The 20899-nt window shown below is 64.7% G+C and carries 22 protein-coding genes; 12 read left to right on the forward strand and 10 right to left on the reverse strand.

Features of this window, described 5'->3' with window-relative positions; translation table 11 throughout:
* Positions 1 to 72 precede the first annotated feature (72 nt).
* From moaB to LB547_RS12230, 6 genes are all read right to left on the reverse strand, one after another.
* Positions 73 to 627 (reverse strand): molybdenum cofactor biosynthesis protein B, encoded by a 555-nt coding sequence (moaB, locus tag LB547_RS12205; protein ID WP_140564282.1) that lies wholly within the window; start codon positions 625 to 627, stop codon positions 73 to 75.
* Positions 614 to 1492, reverse strand: coding sequence for a 4-(cytidine 5'-diphospho)-2-C-methyl-D-erythritol kinase (locus LB547_RS12210; RefSeq protein ID WP_140629199.1), 879 nt, complete (start codon positions 1490 to 1492; stop codon positions 614 to 616). Before LB547_RS12210 ends, moaB begins: the two co-directional genes overlap by 14 nt.
* Positions 1493 to 1542: 50 nt before the next feature.
* Positions 1543 to 1728, reverse strand: a complete 186-nt coding sequence (locus tag LB547_RS12215; protein WP_140497980.1) for a hypothetical protein — start codon at positions 1726 to 1728, stop codon at positions 1543 to 1545.
* 137 nt (positions 1729 to 1865) lie between these two features.
* On the reverse strand, positions 1866 to 2729 hold the full coding sequence (locus LB547_RS12220; protein ID WP_140629202.1) for a S49 family peptidase: 864 nt from the start codon (positions 2727 to 2729) through the stop codon (positions 1866 to 1868).
* A gap of 87 nt (positions 2730 to 2816) precedes the next feature.
* The gene (locus LB547_RS12225) at positions 2817 to 3617 is read right to left on the reverse strand and encodes a methyltransferase (RefSeq protein WP_140520826.1); all 801 of its coding nucleotides are present in this window, start codon (positions 3615 to 3617) and stop codon (positions 2817 to 2819) included.
* A complete protein-coding gene (locus tag LB547_RS12230; RefSeq protein WP_135901951.1) occupies positions 3617 to 3841 on the reverse strand; it encodes a DUF2007 domain-containing protein in 225 nt (74 codons plus the stop codon). The genes LB547_RS12225 and LB547_RS12230 overlap by 1 nt, the downstream gene beginning before the upstream one ends.
* A 165-nt stretch (positions 3842 to 4006) precedes the next feature.
* Here LB547_RS12230 and LB547_RS12235 point away from each other — a divergent pair, with 165 nt between their 5' ends.
* The 5 genes from LB547_RS12235 to LB547_RS12255 all read left to right on the forward strand — a co-directional run bounded on the left by LB547_RS12235 (position 4007) and on the right by LB547_RS12255 (position 8893).
* A complete protein-coding gene (locus LB547_RS12235; protein WP_140497986.1) occupies positions 4007 to 5023 on the forward strand; it encodes a polyprenyl synthetase family protein in 1017 nt (338 codons plus the stop codon).
* A 106-nt stretch (positions 5024 to 5129) separates the two neighbouring features.
* On the forward strand, positions 5130 to 5798 hold the full coding sequence (locus tag LB547_RS12240; RefSeq protein ID WP_140497988.1) for a GntR family transcriptional regulator: 669 nt from the start codon (positions 5130 to 5132) through the stop codon (positions 5796 to 5798).
* A gap of 105 nt (positions 5799 to 5903) precedes the next feature.
* A complete protein-coding gene (locus LB547_RS12245; RefSeq protein WP_140497991.1) occupies positions 5904 to 6485 on the forward strand; it encodes a biotin transporter BioY in 582 nt (193 codons plus the stop codon).
* Between the two features lie 8 nt (positions 6486 to 6493).
* Positions 6494 to 6961, forward strand: coding sequence for a DUF1284 domain-containing protein (locus tag LB547_RS12250; protein ID WP_140762457.1), 468 nt, complete (start codon positions 6494 to 6496; stop codon positions 6959 to 6961).
* A gap of 159 nt (positions 6962 to 7120) precedes the next feature.
* A complete protein-coding gene (locus LB547_RS12255) occupies positions 7121 to 8893 on the forward strand; it encodes a tetratricopeptide repeat protein (RefSeq protein ID WP_140514774.1) in 1773 nt (590 codons plus the stop codon).
* Between the two features lie 62 nt (positions 8894 to 8955).
* On the opposite strand, the gene LB547_RS12260 is transcribed toward LB547_RS12255, so the two are convergent.
* Positions 8956 to 9417, reverse strand: a complete 462-nt coding sequence (locus LB547_RS12260; RefSeq protein WP_140498002.1) for a GNAT family N-acetyltransferase — start codon at positions 9415 to 9417, stop codon at positions 8956 to 8958.
* A 210-nt stretch (positions 9418 to 9627) separates the two neighbouring features.
* On the opposite strand from LB547_RS12260, the gene LB547_RS12265 reads away from it, so the two are divergent.
* The 3 genes from LB547_RS12265 to glyS all read left to right on the forward strand — a co-directional run bounded on the left by LB547_RS12265 (position 9628) and on the right by glyS (position 13966).
* Positions 9628 to 10548: a glycine--tRNA ligase subunit alpha gene (locus LB547_RS12265; RefSeq protein WP_181165179.1), complete on the forward strand. Its 921-nt coding sequence runs from the start codon at positions 9628 to 9630 to the stop codon at positions 10546 to 10548.
* A gap of 129 nt (positions 10549 to 10677) precedes the next feature.
* The gene (locus LB547_RS32505) at positions 10678 to 11358 is read left to right on the forward strand and encodes an endonuclease domain-containing protein (RefSeq protein WP_224702906.1); all 681 of its coding nucleotides are present in this window, start codon (positions 10678 to 10680) and stop codon (positions 11356 to 11358) included.
* A gap of 307 nt (positions 11359 to 11665) precedes the next feature.
* Positions 11666 to 13966 (forward strand): glycine--tRNA ligase subunit beta, encoded by a 2301-nt coding sequence (gene glyS / locus LB547_RS12275; RefSeq protein WP_140762451.1) that lies wholly within the window; start codon positions 11666 to 11668, stop codon positions 13964 to 13966.
* Positions 13967 to 14054: 88 nt separating this feature from the next.
* On the opposite strand, the gene LB547_RS12280 is transcribed toward glyS, so the two are convergent.
* The gene (locus LB547_RS12280; RefSeq protein WP_140762448.1) at positions 14055 to 14504 is read right to left on the reverse strand and encodes a hypothetical protein; all 450 of its coding nucleotides are present in this window, start codon (positions 14502 to 14504) and stop codon (positions 14055 to 14057) included.
* A gap of 160 nt (positions 14505 to 14664) precedes the next feature.
* Between LB547_RS12280 and LB547_RS12285 the strand changes: the two genes are divergently transcribed.
* The 3 genes from LB547_RS12285 to LB547_RS12295 all read left to right on the forward strand — a co-directional run bounded on the left by LB547_RS12285 (position 14665) and on the right by LB547_RS12295 (position 17829).
* Positions 14665 to 15639, forward strand: a complete 975-nt coding sequence (locus LB547_RS12285) for an L-threonylcarbamoyladenylate synthase (RefSeq protein ID WP_140762446.1) — start codon at positions 14665 to 14667, stop codon at positions 15637 to 15639.
* Between the two features lie 10 nt (positions 15640 to 15649).
* A complete protein-coding gene (locus LB547_RS12290) occupies positions 15650 to 17080 on the forward strand; it encodes an FAD-binding oxidoreductase (RefSeq protein WP_140558224.1) in 1431 nt (476 codons plus the stop codon).
* A 182-nt stretch (positions 17081 to 17262) separates the two neighbouring features.
* Entirely contained in the window at positions 17263 to 17829 is a 567-nt protein-coding gene (locus LB547_RS12295) for a DUF6101 family protein (protein WP_140498020.1), read from the forward strand.
* A gap of 75 nt (positions 17830 to 17904) precedes the next feature.
* Here the strand turns inward: LB547_RS12295 and ubiA are convergent, their stop codons facing one another.
* Together ubiA and LB547_RS12305 are read right to left on the reverse strand one after the other, a co-directional pair.
* A complete protein-coding gene (ubiA, locus tag LB547_RS12300) occupies positions 17905 to 18888 on the reverse strand; it encodes a 4-hydroxybenzoate octaprenyltransferase (RefSeq protein ID WP_140558222.1) in 984 nt (327 codons plus the stop codon).
* Between the two features lie 69 nt (positions 18889 to 18957).
* The gene (locus LB547_RS12305) at positions 18958 to 19869 is read right to left on the reverse strand and encodes a LysR family transcriptional regulator (RefSeq protein WP_140762443.1); all 912 of its coding nucleotides are present in this window, start codon (positions 19867 to 19869) and stop codon (positions 18958 to 18960) included.
* A 91-nt stretch (positions 19870 to 19960) separates the two neighbouring features.
* Here LB547_RS12305 and LB547_RS12310 point away from each other — a divergent pair, with 91 nt between their 5' ends.
* Positions 19961 to 20782, forward strand: a complete 822-nt coding sequence (locus LB547_RS12310) for a phytanoyl-CoA dioxygenase family protein (protein ID WP_140762440.1) — start codon at positions 19961 to 19963, stop codon at positions 20780 to 20782.
* Positions 20783 to 20899: the final 117 nt, after the last annotated feature.

Here is a 20899-nt window from a genome sequence, read left to right on the forward strand (position 1 = left end):
ATGGTCTTTCGAAGGCGAAGGCGGTGTTCTGCCTGGCAAACGCGGCGTGAAACCAGCGCCTTGCCTCGGCTTTCACGGAGCCGACATGCCGCGCCGCAGGTGCTCGTCCAGGCGCGGCATGATCTCGACGAAGTTGCAGGGCATGTGCCGGTAGTCGAGCTGCGCCTTCAAGATGCCGTCCCAGGCATCCTTGCAGGCGCCGGGCGAGCCCGGCAGCACAAAGACGAAGGTGGCGTTGACGACGCCGCCGGTCGCCCGGCTCTGGATCGTGGAGGTGCCGATCTTGTCGTAGGAAATGCGGTGGAACACCTCGGAAAAACCATCCATGCGCTTTTCGAAGATCGGCTCCAGCGCGTCCGGCGTCACGTCGCGCCCGGTGAAGCCGGTGCCGCCGGTGGTGATGACCACATCGATCCCATCATCCTTCGACCAGCCGAGCACCTTGTTGCGGATCTTGTCTCCATCGTCGGTGACGATATCGCGGGCGGCAAGGATGTGGCCGGCTTCCGCGATGCGGTCGGCCAGCGTCTGGCCGGACCTGTCGTCGGCAAGGCTGCGCGTGTCGGAAACGGTCAGCACCGCGATGCGGACCGGAATGAAGGAACGGCTCTCGTCAGTCCTGGCCATGGGCATCTGCCTCCGCCGTCATGCTGCGCGTCGCGGCGACGAACCAATCGGGTTGCCGGGCACGGATATCGGCGGCCGCGCGCTTGGCGACGTTGCCGGTCTCGAACAAGCCGAAGCAGGTGGCGCCGGAACCCGACATGCGGGCAAAACCGGCTCCGGCCTTGTTCAGAACAGAAAGTGCCTTGCCGATGGCGGGCTCGATGGCGCGGGCCGCCGGCTCGAGGTCGTTGCGCGTAATCTCCAACCAGTTGCGCAGGCTGTGGAAGTCGACCACGCGCGGCAGCGGCGGCAGCGCTTCATTGTCGCGCCGCGACAGCGCGTTGAATACGTCGGCTGTCGAGACCGCCTTGCCGGGATTGACCAGCACCAATCCGAGCGCCGAGAAATCCGGCACGATCGACAGCTCCTCGCCGATGCCGCGTGCAATCAGCGGCCTGGCCGCCAGGCACATGGGAATGTCGGCGCCGAGCGAAAGCCCGATCCGCGCCAGCGCGACATCGTCGATGTCGAGTTGCCAGCTTGCCGCAAGCCCGCGCAGAACTGCTGCCGCATCGCTCGACCCGCCGCCGACGCCGGAAGCGACGGGCAGGTTCTTTTCGAGCTTGATGGCGACCGGCGGCGTGCCGCGAGGACCGGCTGCCTGCCGCAGCGCGTCACGCGCCCTGAGCACCAGATTGCTGCCGTCGACGGGAACATCCGGACCGTAGCGGCCGGACACGCTGAAATCGTCTCGCTCGGCAAGCGCGATCTCGATCCTGTCACCAAAGCGCGTGAACACCGCCAGGCTTTCGATCAGATGATACCCGTCATCGCGCCTGCCGGTGACATGCAGAGCGAGGTTTATCTTGGCGGGCGCCGGCCACATCCGGACGCGCCGGCCGGATTCCAGGCTCTCGATTGCGAGTGAAATGAGGATCAGTCCTTGGCCAGCCGGTACTCGCCGGTCTTCGGATCCTTCACCAGCGTCCCCATCGCGCCGTTTGCCGTCTGCTTTTCGGTGCGCCGCACCTTGGCGGTTACGCGCTCGGCCTCGCGGATGAAGGTGCGGTAGCCAAAATAAGCGGCGATCCCGACGACGGCGAAGAAAATGATCTGCGGCATATCAAAACTCCTCCCACGCTGGGCCGGCGAAGGGCGGCCGGTCGGGTCGGTTGGCGCATGTCGTCCAAAGGCGGTTTCTGGAGAAAAACGACATGCATGGAACTTCGAGGTTCATGCTAGACGGTTTTGCCGGGTTTTCAAAGCCCGAAGCGCGCCCACAAAGCGCGCTCTTGCGCCGCATCGAGCACGCCGCCGGTGGCAGCGGCGGCAATATCGGGCGCCGAAAAGCCCTTGCTCGAGCCGAACAGCCCGAAGCGGCCGAACAAACCGCGCGGCGCCGAGATCAGCTTGAGTTGGGTTTTCGCCCCGAACCGCGTCTTGAGCACGGATCGCATGTCGCCGAGCGCATCGACAAGCCCAAGCTCCAGGCCGCGCTTGCCGGTCCAGAACAGGCCCGTGAACAGGTCGGGATCGTCCTTGAGCTTGGTGCCGCGCCGCTCCTTGACCAGATCGATGAAGGTTTCGTGCACTTCGAGCTGCAGCGCCTTCAGCCGTTCGATGTCTTCCTTTTTCTCGGGCTTGAACGGATCGAGCACCGACTTGTTCTGCCCTGCCGTATGGACGCGGCGCTCGACGCCGATCTTCTTCATCAGCTCCGGGAAGCCGAACGAAGCCGAGACCACGCCGATCGAGCCGACGATGGATGATGGATCGGCGAAAATCTCGTCGCCGGCGACCGCGATCATGTAGCCGCCCGAGGCAGCGACGTCCTCGACGAAGACCAGCACCTTTCTGTTCTTCTCGATCGCGAGGTCGCGGATACGCTTGAAGATCAGCCGGGACTGCACCGGCGAGCCCCCGGGCGAATTGATGGAGATGGCGATGGCAGGCGCGTCGAAGGAAAACGCCTTTTCGATCAGCCCGGCGGTGGAGGCAAGCGACAGGCTGGGACGGAACGGGCCGCCGCCCGCCAGGATGGTGCCGTGCAACCGGATAACCGGAATGGTGACGACCGTGGAACGCCAGGATTTCGGCAGCAGGCGGTTGAAAAGGCGTTTCACTGAGGTCGATCTCCGCTCGATGGGTTGCCAGCATGTAGGAATTTCAAGGCCAACGGCAATGCCGCGGCCATCGCGGCCCGGTTGTGTTCAATCTCCGAACAAGGAGGCGAGGCCGTTGTTGATCATCTCCGTCCGTTCCGACGGGCCGTCGCCCGTCTGCGCGTGAAGCATCAAAGGCGGCCGGATAGCGAGTTTGCCGCGCGCCCCGAGCGTTGCCCTGACGATGATGCGGATCGCCGCGGCATCGGGGCGGGGATGCACGGCCAGCATCTTGGCGTCGCCGAAACGGCCCGCGATCGCATCGAGAAGCGAACCGAGTTGCTCGGGCCGCGCGATGATGGCAAGCCCGCCGCGCGGCCTGACCACCGCTGCGGCACTGCGGATCCAGCCCTCTAACAGCCCGTCCTCCATGACATGCGCTTCCTTTCTCAAGCGCTCGGGCGTGGCGCGGTCCTGCGCGGCGTTGAAGGGCGGATTCATGATGACGAAATCGAAATCATTGTCGCCGAGGCCGGCCGCCGTCCTGGCGCGGCCCGAAAGCGCGACATTGGCGACGAGCACCGAAGCGCGGTCGACGAGGTGAGCGTTGCCGGGATGCGCGAGCGTGGCCGCGGCGAAAGCCGCCATTTCCGGCGCGCGTTCGACCAGCACGGCCCGGGCCGTCGGGCAGCGCGCCAGAACGGCAAGTGCCGCGGCACCGGCGCCGGCGCCGAAATCGGCGAGACGCCCGCCGAAGGAGGACGGCACGGCAGCCGCCAGCATCATGGCGTCCATGCCGGCGCGATGGCCGCCATGCTTGGGCTGCACCAGCCAGAACCGGCCGCGATGGAAGGCATCGACCGTGTGGGCTGGCGTGTCCGGGGCGAGGGCGGCTGGCGCGGCGGACATTATTTTTGGCGGATCTCGTTGGCGATGCCGGCATCCGTCAGGATGCGCCGCGCCGCGTCGGCCTTGTCGGCGTCGACCATGACGCGCCGCGGCAGGATGCCGAGCGAGCCGTCGAGCACGCTCATATTCTGGTCGGCCACGAAGCAGCCGATGCCGGCATCGCGCATCAGCGATTCGACGAAGGAGATGATGACGGCGTCGTTGGTGCGAATGAGCTCTATCATCGGACGAAACTCTCAGTTTGCCGCGTTCATGTAAACGCATGCGAGGCCCGAAACCAGAGAAGCCGCGCCAATTCGCCACTTGCCGTGGCCGCGTTCGCCGCCCTAGAGTCCGTAACGGAACTAAGGGTGCCGTCGCACGCGTTACATCAGACGGGAGAGTTTGTCGTGGGTGTCGTTCTCAACATCGAAAACGGAAAGCGGGAACCCGCCTCCATCAAGGATCTGATCGACCTGACGGCGGCCGACATGGGGCGCGTCAACGAATTGATCCTGTCGAAGGCCGGATCCGATGTCGAGATGATCCCGGAGGTCGCCAACCACTTGATCTCGTCGGGCGGCAAGCGGCTCAGGCCAATGCTGACGCTCGCCGCCGCACAGATGTTCGGCTATGCCGGCGAGGGCCACGTCAAGCTCGCTACATCGGTCGAGTTCATGCACACGGCGACGCTGCTCCACGACGACGTCGTCGACGAGAGCGGCATGCGACGCGGCAAGAAGACGGCCCGCATGATCTGGGGCAACCAGGCGAGCGTGCTGGTCGGCGACTTCCTGCTTGGCCAGGCATTCCGCATGATGGTCGATGTCGGTTCGCTGGAGGCGCTCGACATCCTGTCGAGCGCGGCCTCGATCATCGCCGAGGGCGAGGTCATGCAGCTTGCCGCCGCCAAGAACCTGGAGACCACCGAGGACGAGCATTTCGCCGTCATCAAGGCCAAGACCGCGGCCCTTTTCTCGGCTGCCGCCGAGGTCGGCCCCGTCATCGCCCAGGCGACGCGCAACGACCGCGCCGCCTTGCGCTCCTACGGCATGAATCTCGGGCTCGCCTTCCAGCTGATCGACGATGCGCTGGACTATGGCGGCACCAGCAAGGATCTGGGCAAGAATGTCGGCGACGATTTTCGCGAGGGCAAGGTGACGCTGCCGGTCATTCTCGCCTACCGGCGCGGCAGCAAGGCCGAGCGCACCTTCTGGAAGCGGGCCATCGAGGACAATGTCACCGATGACGCCGGCCTCGGAAAGGCGATCGGGCTGATGACCCACCACGGCGCGATCGCCGACACGATCGGGCGCGCCCGTCATTTCGGCGAGATCGCCCGCGACGCGCTGGCGCCGCTGGAGGCGACGCCGCAGAAATCGGCGCTGATCGACGTCATCGACTTCTGCATCAGCCGGGTGAACTGAGCCGCTGCCTTTCACGCAGCTCTCCTCTGGCTCGTGCTGGGGAGAAATCCGTGAATCCTTCTCCGCCGCCTCGACAAGCTGCCCGGCTGCAAATTATCTATAAAACATGGCAAAGGGCACGGACGACACCATCGCGGTGCGCATCGGCAAGGTTCTGGCGGATCGCATCATCTCGGGCGCGATCGAGCCGGGCGCCCGGTTGCGGCAGGACCATGTCGCCGAGGAGTTTAATACCAGCCATGTGCCCGTGCGCGAGGCCTTTCGCCGCCTCGAGGCGCAAGGCCTCGCCGTCAGCGAACCGCGCCGCGGCGTGCGCGTGGCGGCTTTCGACCTCGGCGAGGTCAAGGAGGTCGCCGAAATGCGGGCGGCGCTCGAAGTGCTGGCGCTGCGCCACGCGGCGCCGCATCTGACCTCCGCTATTCTCGATCGGGCCGAGGAGGCCAGCAAGGCCGGCGACAAATCCCGGGACGTCAGGTCGTGGGAAGAAGCCAACCGCGCCTTTCACCGGTTGATCCTGACGCCATGCGGCATGTCGCGTCTTCTCGCCACCATCGATGACCTGCACGCCGCAAGCGCCCGTTTCCTGTTCGCCGCATGGCGCTCGGAATGGGAGACCCGTACCGACCAGGACCACCGGGCGATATTGGCCGCCTTGCGGCAGGGCAACACCGAATCGGCCGCGGCGACATTGGGGCGGCACGTGCAATGGATTGGCCGCAAGCCGGTCAGGACAGCCTCCGGCACCACGCGAGAGGCCTTCGCGATCGTGGGCTAACCGCCTTGCGCAAGGCGTGCCTTGCCATCGTCCGAAAATTGTGGCTTCGATAATAGATCGAAGGCAAAAATTATCTATAATTTTGGATCGACCAAGGGAGCCCCTATGACCGACATCGCGTTCTCGTCCGCAAAACCGTCCTTCAGCCCGCTCCGGCTTCAGGAGCGATCGCTCGGCTGGCAGGCGGGCGCCGTCGTGCTCGGCACCCTGTTCCTGGCGCTGTCCTCCTACATCGAGGTGCCGATGGTGCCGGTTCCGGTGACGATGCAGACCTTTGCCGTGACGCTGGTCGGCGCGCTCTACGGCTGGCGGCTGGGCGCGATCACCATCGCCGCCTGGCTGGCCGAGGGTGCGGTCGGCTTCCCGGTTCTGGCCGGCGGGGCTGCCGGCGTACAACATTTTATTGGCCCGACGGGCGGCTATCTCTTCGCCTTCCCGGTTGTCGGCGCACTGGTCGGCTGGCTGGCGGAGCGCGGTTGGAACGGCGGCAGGGTCGTGCTTGCCTTTGCCGCCATGCTGCTCGGCAACCTGCTGTGCCTAGCCCTTGGCACGGCGTGGCTCGCCGTCATCATCGGCGCCGAGAAGGCTGTTGCCTTCGGCTTCCTGCCGTTTGTCCTCGGTGGCCTGCTCAAGTCGGCGCTTGGCGCCGCCACGCTGATGGCGCTCCCGCGCGGCAAGGCGAAATAGCGCCAGCCGTGACGGTAAGGTTGCGCGCTCATCACCTCCTTTGCCTGCTCACCTATGTGGGCAAGGGATACAGCCCCGCATTCACGGCCAACTACGACGGCATTGTGCAGCGCCTTGGCGGCGGCGAGGACATATTGATCGTGTCCGGCCCGGACGACATCTGCGCGCCGTTGCTGGATGAGCCGGAGCCGCATTGCCTGCGGGACAGCGCCGCCGAGCGGGACCGGCTTGCCGCCCGGGACGCCGGCGCCTTGCTCGGGCGGCCAATCCGGGCCGGCGCGCGCCTCGATCCCGGTGCAGACATGCTGGCGCGGATGCGACAGGCCCTCTCGGCCGGCCTTACGCGCGGGGCCTGCCGAGGCTGTGAATGGAGCGGCCTGTGCAGCGCGGTGGCGTCAGACGGATATCAGGGCGCGCGCCTGCGGCCCTCCGGTCTTCCGGGCACTCCTGACGCCGATGCGCCGGTTTCGGGCTGAAAGCCGTTCTTTGCCGGCATGATTTGTTAATCGGGTGACCCGATTGTGAATTCGAGGCGGATTGAAGCGTGACCCCAAAAAGGCCATGCTTTTCTCCGAAAGATCGAAACTACGTCGATCCCGCTGACGCGGAGATGGCGCCTGGCTGAAAGGGATACGATGCAGCAGGGACGTGCGCGCTGGCTGACAAGGCTGGCACTTGTGACGGGCATGGCGATTTCGGCGCTGCCGGCCTATGCCAAGCAGACCACCGAACCGGTGAAGATCACATCTTTCTCGGGAGCCTATCTGGCTGCCCGGATCGCCGAGGGTGACAACGACCTGGATAATGCCATTGCCTACTACAAGCAGGCCCTGGCCTTCGATCCAAGCGATACGGGCCTGCAGCAGAGCCTGATGCTGTCGCTGATCGCGCAAGGCCGCTTCGACGAATCCCTTGTCTATGCCGACAAGCTCAAGGAAGTTCCCGACGTCGAACGGTTCTCGCGCCTGGCGCTGGCGGTCGATTCCTTCCACAAGAAGGATTTTTCCAAGGCGCAGTATTGGTTGAAGCTGTCGCTGGAATCCGATCTCGACCGGCTGATCTCCGGCGTCATGTCCGGCTGGGCCCAAGAGGGCGCCGGCGACCCCAGCGAGGCGATGGCATCCATCGACAAGCTGCAGGGCCCGGACTGGTTCGGCCTGTTCAAATCCTTCCACCGCGCGCTGATCGCCGACGCGTCCAACATGCCTGAGAAGGCCGACGCGATCTATGCCGCGACCATGCAGGACACCGCCGCCGGCAGCGCGGCTCCCGAAACATGGATGCGCAATGCGCAGGCCTATGCCTCGTTCCTGGCCCGCAAGGGCGACACGGCCAAGGCGGTATCGGTGCTCGACCAGGCTGAGGCGTTTTCGCCGGGCAAGCTGGAAATTGTCGCCTTGCGCGACAGGATCAGCAAGGGCGACAAGATCCCGCCCTTCATAGCCGGCCCATCCGACGGCGCCTCCGAGATATTGCTCGATCTGGCAACCGCGCTCAATCGCGGCGGCGGTGAGCCTTTCGTCAGGCTCTATCTGCAATATGCGCTGGCGCTGAAACCCGACAGCGATGCCGCCCTGGTGCAGCTTGCCGCCGTTTCCGAACAGCTGAAGGACGGCGAGGGGGCCATCGCGCTCTACCGACGGATACCGGATACCTCGCCGCTGAAGGAGCTTTCGGACTTACAGCTTGGCCTCAACCTGGCCGATCTCGATCGCCATGACGAGGCGATCACGCATCTGAAGGCCTTCGTCGATAAGCATCCCAACGACATGCGCGCCTATCTGGCGCTTGGTGGGGTCTATTCGTCGAAGGAGGATTTCCGTTCCGCCGCCAATCTCTACGACAAGGCCGTCGAGGCGCTGAAGACGCCGACCGCCGCCAACTGGAATATCTTCTACCAGCGCGGCATCGCCTATGAGCGGCTGAAGGAATGGCCGAAAGCCGAGCCGAATTTCCGCAAGGCGTTGGAATTGCAGCCCGACCAGCCGCAGGTGCTGAACTATCTCGGCTATTCCTGGGTCGACATGAATATGAACCTGAAAGAAGGCCTGGCGATGATACAGAAGGCCGTCGATCTCAGGCCGAGCGACGGTTACATCGTCGACTCGCTGGGCTGGGCCTATTTCCGCCTCGGCAGGTACGATGACGCGGTGCGCGAAATGGAACGCGCGGTGTCGCTGAAGCCGGAAGATCCGGTGCTGAACGACCATCTCGGCGACGCCTATTGGCGCGTCGGCCGCAAGCTGGAAGCCACCTTCCAGTGGAACCAGGCGCGCGACCTGAAGCCGGATCCCGACGTGCTTGCCGCCTTGCAGCAGAAGCTGATGAAGGGACTGCCGCCGATCGAGTCCAACACGGCGCAGGAAACCCCCAAGGTCAAGCCGGCGCCAGCCGCGCCGAAGGGCTAAGATGAAATGATCTTGCTCGCGAACGGGGCCCTTGTCGGGCCCCGTTTTCGTTGGCAGCCGTGTCAGAACAGCTTGCGGTAGACGACGAAGCCCGAGCGTTCGCCGATCCTGTCGTAGAGCTTCATGGCGGTGTGATTGGTCTCGTGCGTCAGCCAGTACACCCGGCCCGAACCGGCCGCCTGCGCCCGCTCGTAGACGCCCTCGATGAGAGCCCGGCCGATGCCCTTGCCGCGCAAGGTCTCGTCGGTGAAAAGATCCTGCAGATAGCAGTTCGGCGCGACCGCCGTGGTGCTGCGGTGGAAGAGGTAGTGCACGAGGCCGACGAGCCGTCCTTCACTTTCGGCAACCAGCGCATGCACCGGCTCATAGGCGTCGAAGAAGCGCGACCATGTCATGGCGGTGATCTCGCTTGCCAGCGCCGTCTCGCCCGAGCGCCCGTAAAACGCGTTATAGCCGTCCCACAGCGGCAGCCATTGCGCGAAATCCTGGCGCGTGACCGGGCGGACGGTGATGGAGTTGGGCATGGCTGACCTGTTGTCTGGCGAGGCGGAGTTGTGAGCGTTCACCAGAAGGCACGCGCTCATGGCCGGCAATGGGCCAGCCGCTCGCAAAGCTTTCGACATGCCTCGCGCCGCCCGCGCCTTGCTTGACGCTTCGCCGCCGTGTCTCTAGGACGGGGCCGCAAGTCAGCCCTTGCAGCCGAGGCCACCGTGACGATTGAAATCCCCGCCCATATGCATCCCAGCCGCTCCTTTCAGGGGCTGATCCTGACTCTGCACAATTACTGGGCGGACTATGGCTGCGTGATCCTCCAGCCCTACGACATGGAGGTCGGTGCCGGCACCTTCCATCCGGCCACGACGCTGCGGGCGCTTGGACCGAGGCGCTGGAACGCCGCCTACGTCCAGCCTTCGCGCCGCCCCAAGGACGGCCGCTACGGAGAGAATCCGAACCGGCTGCAGCACTACTACCAGTATCAGGTGATCCTGAAGCCCAATCCGCCCAATCTGCAGGAGCTCTATCTCGGCTCTTTGGCGGCGATCGGCATCGACCCGCTGCTGCATGACATCCGCTTTGTCGAAGACGATTGGGAAAGCCCGACGCTGGGCGCCTGGGGCCTTGGCTGGGAATGCTGGTGCGACGGCATGGAGGTGTCGCAGTTCACCTACTTCCAGCAGGTCTGCGGCATCGAATGCGCGCCGGTTGCGGGCGAGCTCACTTATGGTCTGGAACGGCTGGCCATGTATGTGCAGGGCGTCGACAATGTCTACGACCTCAATTTCAACGGCCGCGACGGCGCCGACAAGGTCACCTACGGCGATGTCTTCCTGCAGGCCGAGCAGGAATATTCGCGTCACAATTTCGAATACGCCGACACGACGATGCTGCTGCGCCACTTCGACGATGCCGAGGCCGAATGCAAGGCACTGCTCGATGCCGGTGCGCCCGCATCGAACGACAATCTGCCTGTGCACCGCATGGTGTTTCCCGCCTACGACCAGTGCATCAAGGCCAGTCACGTCTTCAACCTGCTCGACGCGCGCGGCGTGATCTCCGTCACCGAGCGGCAGAGTTATATCCTGCGCGTGCGCAATCTGGCGAAAGCCTGTGGCGAGGCGTTCTTGAAGACGCAGGCCGGCGGATTGGCGGCCTGATCTCAGGCACCCTCCCTCATCAAATCGAGGGAAGCGTTGATCGGCGATAGAATCTGGCCGCTCGGGCCGGCCATAATGCGCAATGCTTGGCGCACGCCCGGCATCGAGAAGGCGCCATGGGCCTGAGCGGTGAAGCAGGCGCTGAGCGCCAGGATTTGCAAAAGTCTGGATACCGTTTTCATGGTCGTTCAGCCAATAGCTCTCTGCCTGAGCGTGGGTCGCTTCAGCGCTGCGTTCGGTTCATGGAAATCTTTGATCCAAGGACGGGTGGGATCATCCCGTCCCGACAGGACGCCCAAAATTTCTGGAAAGGGTGACAGCGGCCAGCCGAGTTGCTATGGCCTCTTTACCTCCCCCTGGATGGGGGAGGTCGCCGCGAAGCGGCGGGTGGGGGTGACAGCGCGACTTCTCATGCCGAAACTCGATCGGTTCAAACTGCGGTCGGTGCAACGGCTTCGTGCGGCGATGACCGACGAAGAACGCATCTTGTGGCGGCACCTATGGCGCATCCCGGTGGAAAGGCACTCATTTCGCAAGCAGGCGACGGTCGGTATTTACTTCCCTGATTTCATCTCGCACCGCCTGAAGCTGATCATCGAGGTGGACGGCGCTCACCACAGTTTCGATCGTCAGCAACGACACGATGAAGTTCGGACAAAATGGTTCGAAAGTCAGGGCTATCGTGTCATCCGTTTCTGGAACCACGAAATCAAAAACGAACTGGATTCCGTGCTCGATACGATCTATGCGGCGGTGGAAGAACGAAAACCAGACCTTCGCCCGCCAGACGCCGAAGGCGCCAGAGATTGAGACGCCGCCACCCCACCCCGGCGCTGACGCGCCGACCCTCCCCATCGAGGGGAGGGTGAGGAGCTATCCATGCCTGACCTGCTTCTAGAACTTCGCTCCGAGGAAATCCCGGCCCAGCCGCGCGCCCGCAACGCCGGAGGCGCGAGGACGCGCGAACAGGAAAATGGCATGCGGGCGGAGGCACTCTGATGCCGGATTTTTTGCTCGAACTTCGCTCCGAGGAAATCCCGGCCCAGCCGCGCGCCCGCAACGCGGGAGGCGCGAGGACGCGCGAACAGGAAAATGGCATGCGGGCGGAGACACTCTGATGCCGGATCTTTTGCTCGAACTTCGCTCCGAGGAAATCCCGGCCCGCATGCAGCGCAAGGCGGCTGGCGATCTGAGGAAGATGCTGACCGACGGCCTGGTCGAGGCAGGGCTGACCTACGAGGCGGCGCGCGAGTACTGGACACCGCGGCGACTGGCGCTCGACATCAGGGGCCTGACCGCGCGCTCGAAGGACATCAGCGAGGAGATCAAGGGGCCGTCGACGACGGCGCCGGAACAGGCGGTCCAGGGCTTCCTGCGCAAGGCCGGGCTTTCCTCGGTCGCCGAGGCACACGTCCATTCCGACCCGAAGAAAGGCGATTTCTACGTCGCCCATGTCTCGAAGCCGGGCAGGGCGGCGGAAGAGATCATCGCCGGACTGGTGCCTGACATCATCCGCAATTTCCCGTGGCCGAAATCGATGCGTTGGGGGCCGGCCTCGGCCAAGCCCGGCTCGCTGCGCTGGGTGCGGCCGCTGCAATCGATCCTGTGCACCTTCGGTCCGGAAACCGAGGAGCCGGTCGTGGTCGATTTCGAGATCGACGGCATCCGTTCGGGCAATGTCACTTACGGCCACCGCTTTCACGCGCCCGGCGAAATCACCGTGCGCCGCTTCGACGATTATGTAAGCAAGCTGGAAGCGGCCAAGGTCGTGCTCGACGCCGACCGGCGCAAGGAGATCATCCTTGCCGATGCCCGCAACCTCGCTTTCGCCAACGGGCTGGATCTGGTCGAGGACGAGGGGCTTCTGGAAGAGGTGTCCGGGCTGGTGGAATGGCCTGTCGTGCTGATGGGCGCGTTCGAAGACGCTTTCCTGGCCATTCCGGCCGAGGTGATCCGCCTGACCATCCGCGCCAACCAGAAGTGCTTTGTGACATCGCGCCCAATCTCCCCCCTCGAGGGGGAGATGTCGGCGAAGCCGACAGAGGGGGTCGGCACGACGGGACGCGACTCCCTTTCGCACACAGAGGACGCCGGCGCTCCACATGAGACGACCCCCTCTGCCCTGCCGGGCATCTCCCCCTCAAGGGGGGAGATCAGCGAACTTTCCAACCGCTTCATCCTCACCGCCAACATAGAGGCGAGCGACGGCGGCAAGGAGATCGCCCAGGGCAACGGCAAGGTGGTGCGCGCGCGCCTCTCCGACGCGCTCTATTTCTGGACGACCGACCAGGGCGATCTGCCCGATCTCGCCGAGCTCGAGGCGTCGGCGAAAAAGTTCGGGCTTGACCTGAAGAAGCCTCTCGACCAGCGCACCGCGCGCCTCGACCACCTCAATGTGACCTTCCATGCCAAGCTTGGCACGCAGGGCGCGCGCGTGGTGCGGATCAGGCGATTGGCGGAGGAACTGGCGCCGCTCGTCGGCGCCGATCCCGCGCTCGCCGCTCGCGCCGCGGTTCTCGCAAAGGCCGATCTGACCACCGAAGTCGTCGGAGAGTTCCCGGAATTGCAGGGCGCCATGGGCCGCAAATACGCGCTGCTTCAGGGTGAGCATCCGTCCGTGGCTGCGGCCATCGAGGAACACTACAAACCTCAGGGGCCGTCCGATTACGTGCCGAGCGATCCGGTGTCGATCGCCGTCGCGCTCGCCGACAAGCTGGATACGCTTGTCGGTTTCTGGGCCATCGATGAAAAGCCGACAGGCTCGAAGGATCCTTACGCGCTACGTCGCGCTGCGCTCGGCGTCGTGAGGATTTTGATCGAGAACCGCATTCGACTGGGGCTGACGACGATCTTCGGCAGCGCTTCCACGAACTACACGGTTGGCAACATAGATCAGGTCCGAGACCTTCTCGCCTTCTTCCACGACCGCCTGAAAGTCTACCTCCGCGATCAGGGCGCCCGCCACGACCTCATCGACGCGGTCATCACGCCGCAGTCGGATGACCTGCTGCAGATCGTACGCCGCGTCGAGGCGCTCGGCACTTTCCTCGACACCGAGAACGGCAAGAACCTGCTTGCCGGCACCAAGCGCGCGGCCAATATTTTGGCTGCCGAGGAGAAGAAGAAAACGGCGATCGCTGAAACCGTCGAGCCCGCGCTGTTCCGCGAGGATGCCGAGAAATCGCTGTTCGCAGCGGTGAATCAGGCCGAGAAGCAAGCCGGCGAAGCGATTCAAAACGAAGACTTTTCCGCCGCCATGCTGGCGCTTAGCGTTTTGCGCGAACCGGTTGATTCATTCTTTGAACGCGTTCTCGTGAATGATGAGGATCAGGCCGTGCGCGCCAATCGATTGGCGCTGCTCGCCCGCATCCGCGCGGCCACCGACCAGGTTGTGGATTTCTCCAAGATCGCGGGCTAAAGAGACTTCAGGCGGCGACACTCGTCCACGGCGCAAAAGCGGCCGTCCGGCAATGGTGCCGGGCGCCGGACCGACGTCAAGACAGCCGCTACTTGAGCTTGCCGACCCCAGGGACGGGCTGCTGCGCTGCCGCCGCCGGCGCGGCTGCCGGTGATGTCGCCGGGATCTTCTGCCCATTCGCCGCTGGTGCCGCCGAAGCGGTGGCGGTTGCAGGGGCAGTGGCCGGCGCCTTGGCCTGCGTGGGCGTCGAGAAGGCGCTGCCGACGATACCGCCGCGAATGATCGTCGGGTTTTGCAGGAAGCCGTGCCGCGCCTCAGGCGCGTTCGGGATCGCCGCCACCTTTTCATAGGTGACGTCAGGGTCGCCGAGCTCGGTGACAGACGGCGTATCGCCTGCCTGGGCAGCGTCGGCTGCCTTCAGCGCGACAATGGACGGCGTTGCGGACGGCGCTCCAGGAAAGACCAGTGACGAGGCCTGGGCCCCGCCGGCCATCGCCGCCAGAGTTACACCCAGCGTTCCCCAAATACGCACAGACACGATGAAAGCTCCCCATTACCCGAAGCCGCACGATAGCGGGTCGGAATTGATGCCGGCTTTCGCGGAACCGTAGCATTTTAGGAATTGTTAAATCGCCAGGGGCGGGCTTGCCCCTTGAACGCCATCGTACTACGCAGCCGGCATTCGTGAGGTGACCAGAGTGGCTGAAATTCTTGCCGTCGGCGAGGCGATGGAACGGGCATTGGCGCTGCTTGAAAGCGGCGAGGTGGTCGCCATCCCGACCGAGACCGTCTATGGGCTCGCCGGCGACGCCACCAACGGCATCGGCGTGGCGCGCATCTTCGAGGCCAAGGGGCGGCCGCGCTTCAACCCTCTGATCGCCCATATCGCCGATATGGAGATGGCCGAGCGCATCGCTGTGTTCGATCCGCTGTCGAGGAAATTGGCGCTTGCGTTCTGGCCAGGTCCTTTGACGCTGGTGCTGCCGCAGCGGCCCGGCAACGGCACCCATCCTTTGGTCACCGCCGGGCTCGACACGATCGCCTTGCGCATGCCGAGGGGCTTTGGCGGCGACCTGATTGCAAGGCTCGGCCGGCCGCTTGCGGCCCCCAGCGCCAATTCCTCCGGCAGGATCAGCGCGACGACGGCGCAAGCCGTGGCGGCTGATCTCGGCGCACGCATAAAGCTGGTCGTCGATGGCGGGGCGACGCCGGTCGGGCTGGAATCGACCATCGTCAAGGCCGAAGAGGGAAAATTGCGTCTGCTGAGGCCCGGCGGGATTGCCGCCCAGGAAATCGAGGCGGTCGTCGGCATGGAGTTGTTGCGCGGCGCCGACGCCGGTGTCGAGGCGCCGGGCATGCTTGCCTCGCACTATGCGCCTGACGCCGCGGTGCGGCTCAACGCCGGGACCGTCGGCGAAGGCGAGGCGCTGCTGGCCTTCGGCAAACGTCGCGCTGAAGGCTGGCAAAACGCGGCCGCCTGCCTCAATCTGTCCGAGGCTGGCGACCTGCGCGAAGCGGCGAGCAATCTTTTCGCCTACATGCAGGAACTCGATCGCAGCGGCGCGCGGATCATCGCCGTCGAACCCGTTCCCTTCGACGGGCTCGGCGAAGCGATCAACGATCGGCTTTCGCGGGCCGCCGCGCCGCGTGACAATAGCTTGCCGCCAACATAGTTTCGCGCACATGACCGACATCGCCGAGATTCCCGACACCGCTCTCATCGACCGCTTCGCGGCGATCGTCGGTGAGAAATACGCGCTGCGCGACCAGCGCGATATAGCACCCTACATCACCGAACGGCGCGGGCTGTGGCATGGCGCGACATCGCTTGTGCTGCGGCCAGGCAGTGTGGAGGAGGTCAGCCGGATCATGCGGCTGGCGACCGAGACGGCAACGCCGGTCGTGCCGCAAAGCGGCAATACCGGGCTGGTCGGCGCCCAGGTGCCGGACAACTCCGGCCGCGAGATCGTGCTGTCCCTGTCGCGGCTGAACCGCATCCGCGAGATCGATGTCTTGTCCAACACCGTGACGGCGGAGGCCGGCGTCATCTTGCAGACGTTGCAGGAAGCGGCCGATGCCGCCGACCGGCTGTTTCCGCTGTCGCTGGCCGCGCAGGGCTCCTGCCAGATCGGCGGCAACCTTTCCTCCAATGCCGGCGGCACCGGCGTGCTGGCCTATGGCAATGCGCGCGAGCTTTGCCTTGGCGTCGAGGTGGTGCTGCCGACGGGCGAAGTGTTCGACGATCTGCGCAAGCTGAAGAAGGACAATACCGGCTACGACCTCAAGAACCTGTTCGTCGGCGCCGAAGGCACGCTCGGCATCATCACGGCCGCGGTGCTGAAACTGTTCCCGAAGCCGAAAGGTCGCGAGGTCGCGTTCGTCGGCCTGCCGTCGGCCGCGGCGGCGCTGTCGCTGTTCAGCCTGGCGACGGACCGCGCCGGCGCCGCGCTCACCGCCTTCGAACTGATCGGCAAGCGGCCCTACGATTTCACGCTGGCGCATGCCCAGGGCGTGGTGCGGCCGCTGGCGCAGGATTGGCCGTGGTATGTGCTGATGCAGATCTCGTCCGGCCGTTCACCGGAAGATGCCAGGGCCTTGATCGAGGACGTGCTCGGGGCCGGGCTGGAACAGGAAGTCGTCGGCGATGCGGTGATCGCGGCCAGCCTTGCGCAAGGCGATGCCTTCTGGAATTTTCGCGAGGTGCTGCCCGACGCGCAGAAGCCCGAGGGCGCCTCGATCAAGCATGACATTTCGGTCCCGGTGGCATCGATCCCACGTTTCATCGAAGAGGCCGCCGGCGCGGTGGCTTCGGTCAGCCCCGGAGCGCGCGTGGTCTGCTTCGGCCATATGGGCGACGGCAATCTCCACTATAACATCTCGCGGCCAGTCGACGGCGACGACCAGGCGTTCCTCGATCTCTACCACCCCATGAACAAGGCCGTGCACGACGTCGTGCGCTCCTTCCACGGCTCGATCTCGGCCGAGCACGGCATCGGCCAGTTGAAGCGGGACGAACTGATCGCCACCGCCCCGCCGATGGCGATAGACCTGATGCGCAGGGTCAAGCAGGCCTTCGACCCGGCCGGCATCATGAATCCTGGTAAGGTTATCTGATCCTTTCGGATTCAAGCGCTCGGTCGCATTCCGATAACCATCCCCGTGATCAGCAAAATTTAACCGACTTTCTTAAGCGCGGCGGTAAGGAGGCCGCGCTACTGTTTCCCCATAACGAGGCCGGGAAAACTGGCCCGGAGAGAACCGGACACCGGCTCTCAGGAGAAACAGGAAGGCATTCAATGAACACTGGACTGAAGCCAGTCTGGGCGGGACGCAACATGCGCCTCGACCCATTCCGCCTGCCGCAGGTGGTAAGCTACGCCACGCGCGACGACTATGGCGACGTGACCTTCACCATCGACCACCGTGGCGCCGTGATCCGCCGCCTGCTCGAGATGAGCGGCGTACCGGCGATCATCGCTCTGCCCGCCAATGCGTTCCGCGGCGTTGCCGCCCGCGCGATGGAGGACCCGGAAGGTAACGTCACGGTGACTTTGGAACTCCTGCACAATGATCCGATGCTGTCGGTGCCGCTGCTGGTGGCCGACGATCTCGACGACGTCGCCGCCGACTGGCGCGCCTGGGCCGACGCCTATCGCCTGCCGATGCTGTTGATCGAATCGGACGGCATCGCCCGCACGCTGGAGGAATCGCTCGGCGCGGCCATCAAGACGCTGCCGCCGCAGGATCGCCGCAAGGGCCGCGTTTCGACCATGCGCCGCCCGCGCTTCCTCGCCCGCCGCAGGGCGGGTGACCTCGGTCTCAGGCTGGTGATCGGCGGCGAGGAGATCATCGCGCGCGAATAGGCTGAAATTCTGTCTGGAAGGCTGGCGCCGGCTGCCGCCACCTTCTCTCCGTAAACGGGGAGAAGGGAAAGAAAACTATACCAGCGGCTTCAGCGCCACCCACAGCGCGCCGCCGATGAGGCCGAGGAAGATCAGCCAGCCGACCTGGTTGTTCGACCTGAACAGCCGCAGGCATTGATCCGGATTGTCGATATCCAGCACCAGGATCTGCCGCGCCATGTGGGCGCCGGCGGCGATAAGTCCGGCCAGAGCCACGACAGGGGCCTGCGCCGAAGCGAAGGCGATGGCGAAGCAGACAAGCGCGCCGCCATAAAGCCCGGCCAGCCACGATTTGGTATTGTCGCCGAACAGGCGCGCGGTCGAGCGTACGCCCACGATGGCGTCGTCTTCCTTGTCCTGGTGCGCATAGATCGTGTCGTAGCCGATCACCCACAGGATCGAGCCGAGATAGAGCATGACGGCCGGCCCGTCCAGGTCGCCGAACTCAACCGCCCATCCCATCAGCGCGCCCCAGGAAAAGGCAAGGCCGAGAACCAGTTGAGGCCAGTTGGTGATCCGTTTCATGAATGGATAGATGGCGACGATGGCCAGCGAACAGACGCCGAGCAGGACGGCGAAGCTGTTGAACTGCAAGAGCACGGCAAGTCCGACCAGTGCCTGCAGGATGAGAAACAGCCATGCCCCCCGCCGCGTGACCTTGCCCGACGGAAGCGGCCGCGAGCGCGTGCGCTCGACCTGATTGTCGATGTCTTCGTCAGCCAGGTCGTTGTAGGTGCAACCGGCGCCGCGCATGGCGATGGCGCCGGCCAGGAACAGCACGAGATACAAGGGCGCCGGCAGCAGCGAAGGCAGCGGATCGCCCGGGCGCGGGTAGGCGCTGGCCGCGAGAGCCGCGGACCACCAGCACGGCCACAGAAGCAACTGCCAGCCGATCGGCCTGTCCCATCGGGCAAGCTGCGCATAGGGCCATATCGGCCGCGGCAGCACGCGGTACACCCAATGGCCGTTCGGCGCGTCGGCGACGCGGCCCTGGGCTGCTTTCGACTGAACCGTTTCCATGAACGATGGAGTGGCAGCAGCCGCGCAAACCGTCAAGCGGCGAGCAGGGCAGTGGCATTCGTCAGCGCTTCAGGAGGCGAAGATGTCGCGGGCGGAGAACCAGCTCTTTGCCACGTCGACGAAGGCCAGCACGGCATTGGGCAGGCGCTGGTGCGTGTCATGGGTGAGGATGATGCGCTGCATGGGCAGCGGATCGGAAAGCGGCTTGCAGACGAGAGGCAAGCCGTCATAGCTGCGGTCGCCATGCGGCCTCGTGTAACTGACGGCGACGCCGAAGCCGTTGGCCACCATGCTGCGCTGGAGTTCGAACGAGCTTGTCTGCCTGTCGGCGACCGGCGACAGGCCACGGCTGCGGAACAGGTCCAGCATGTGCTGCCAGCTATGCGGCTGGTCCGTCGTGATCAGCGGATAGGCGGCCAGATCGGCCAGGCTGACATTGGGACGATCCGCCAGCGCGTGTCCAGCCGGCAAAAGCGCGTGCGGCCTGAGCTCATGCAGCAGGATGCGGGCGAAATGCGAAGGCAGCCCAAGATCATAGGTGAGCCCGAGGTCGACGGCGGCATCGCCGAGGCGCCGCCCGAGCGTCTCGAAGGTCTCGTCGCGCACGATCACTGCAACCTCAGGATGGCGTTCCGAGAAGGCGCGGATCAGGGCCGGCGCGAAATAAGGCGCCAGATCTTCGAAGCATCCGAGCACCAGTTCGCCCCCGAGCGCCGACTTGCGCGAGCCGAGACCGATGAGATCGTCCGTCTCGGCAAGGACCTGTTTCGCCTTGGTCACCACGGCGCGGCCGAAGGATGTCAGCGAAACGCCGCTTCCGCGCTGGCGCACGAAGAGTTTCTGGCCGAAATCCTGTTCGACCGCGTCGATCGCCACCGAAATGGACGGCTGTGAGACGTTCAGCGACCTGGCCGCGCCGGTAACGCTGCCCTGGCGAGCGACGGCAACCAGATAGCGCAGCTGCGTTAGGGTCAGACTCATAGAGTGGCACTATGTGACAGATGAGAAGTTATTATTTTACTGAATGAAAGAGGCTTGCGATAGTGGCATCGATCCCTGAAAGGAGAATGCCATGGCTTCCCAGACCGCACCTCGCGCGATCGACACAGGCTTGATCGATGCGCGGACAATAGCGGATTACCAGCGCGACGGCGCTGTCTGCATCCGCGGCGCTTTCAAGGACTGGGTCGAAACGATCGCCGCCGGCATCGAGCGCAACATGCAAAACCGCAGCGCCACCGCGTCGGATATCGCCAATGGGCGAGGCAGCTTCTTCGACGACTACTGCAACTGGGAACGCATTCCAGAATTCGTCGAGCTGGTGGGCGAATCGCCGGCGGCTGAACTGGCGGCCGCGGTGATGCGGTCGCGCACGGCGCAGTTCTTCCACGATCATGTCCTTGTCAAGGAACCGGGCACGCAGAAGCCGACGCCCTGGCATCAGGACATCCCCTATTATTTCGTCGACGGCCGGCAGACGGTGAGCTTCTGGATCCCTATCGACCCTGTAAAGGAGGCAACGCTGCGGCTGATTGCCGGCTCGCACAAATGGGACAAGATGATCCTGCCGGTGCGCTGGCTCGACGACAGCAATTTCTATGCCGACGAGGGCGACTACCTGCCGGTGCCGGATCCAGACACGGACCCCTCGCTGGAGGTGCTTGAATGGGAAATGGAGCCGGGCGATGCCATCCTGTTCGATTTCAGGACCGCGCATGGCGCGCGCGGCAACCTGACCGCGGCGCGGCGGCGTGCGCTATCGCTGCGCTGGGTTGGTGACGACGCCCGTTATGTCGAACGGCCGGGGCGCACCTCCCCGCCCTATCATGGCCATGGCATGCAGTCGGGGCAGAAGCTGCGCGAAGACTGGTTCCCGATCGTTTTCCAGAGCTGAAGCGCTTGCCAGAAAATCGGCGACGGTCTCCGCCGCCGATTCTTGGGCAGGGGTAACGTTCCCGTGCGCAATTTCGACCAAAGCGCCCGGATGCCTTGACCCGTCGTCCAGAGAGCA

Source organism: Mesorhizobium sp. B264B1B (assembly GCF_020165765.1).
Classification (GTDB): Bacteria; Pseudomonadota; Alphaproteobacteria; order Rhizobiales; family Rhizobiaceae; genus Mesorhizobium.

Bases quoted from the DNA above. Each gene is read 5' to 3' on its own strand.
- LB547_RS12255 (WP_140514774.1), top strand. From the start codon at position 7,121: ATGCAGCAGGGACGTGCGCGCTGGCTGACAAGGCTGGCACTTGTGACG.
- LB547_RS12215 (WP_140497980.1), bottom strand. From the start codon at position 1,728: ATGCCGCAGATCATTTTCTTCGCCGTCGTCGGGATCGCCGCTTATTTT.
- moaB (WP_140564282.1), bottom strand. From the start codon at position 627: ATGGCCAGGACTGACGAGAGCCGTTCCTTCATTCCGGTCCGCATCGCG.
- LB547_RS12230 (WP_135901951.1), bottom strand. From the start codon at position 3,841: ATGATAGAGCTCATTCGCACCAACGACGCCGTCATCATCTCCTTCGTC.
- LB547_RS12305 (WP_140762443.1), bottom strand. From the start codon at position 19,869: ATGAGTCTGACCCTAACGCAGCTGCGCTATCTGGTTGCCGTCGCTCGC.
- LB547_RS12260 (WP_140498002.1), bottom strand. From the start codon at position 9,417: ATGCCCAACTCCATCACCGTCCGCCCGGTCACGCGCCAGGATTTCGCG.
- LB547_RS12240 (WP_140497988.1), top strand. From the start codon at position 5,130: ATGGCAAAGGGCACGGACGACACCATCGCGGTGCGCATCGGCAAGGTT.
- LB547_RS12295 (WP_140498020.1), top strand. From the start codon at position 17,263: ATGAACACTGGACTGAAGCCAGTCTGGGCGGGACGCAACATGCGCCTC.
- LB547_RS12225 (WP_140520826.1), bottom strand. From the start codon at position 3,617: ATGTCCGCCGCGCCAGCCGCCCTCGCCCCGGACACGCCAGCCCACACG.
- glyS (WP_140762451.1), top strand. From the start codon at position 11,666: ATGCCGGATCTTTTGCTCGAACTTCGCTCCGAGGAAATCCCGGCCCGC.
- LB547_RS12245 (WP_140497991.1), top strand. From the start codon at position 5,904: ATGACCGACATCGCGTTCTCGTCCGCAAAACCGTCCTTCAGCCCGCTC.
- LB547_RS12310 (WP_140762440.1), top strand. From the start codon at position 19,961: ATGGCTTCCCAGACCGCACCTCGCGCGATCGACACAGGCTTGATCGAT.
- LB547_RS12265 (WP_181165179.1), top strand. From the start codon at position 9,628: ATGCATCCCAGCCGCTCCTTTCAGGGGCTGATCCTGACTCTGCACAAT.
- LB547_RS12290 (WP_140558224.1), top strand. From the start codon at position 15,650: ATGACCGACATCGCCGAGATTCCCGACACCGCTCTCATCGACCGCTTC.
- LB547_RS12210 (WP_140629199.1), bottom strand. From the start codon at position 1,492: ATGTGGCCGGCGCCCGCCAAGATAAACCTCGCTCTGCATGTCACCGGC.
- ubiA (WP_140558222.1), bottom strand. From the start codon at position 18,888: ATGGAAACGGTTCAGTCGAAAGCAGCCCAGGGCCGCGTCGCCGACGCG.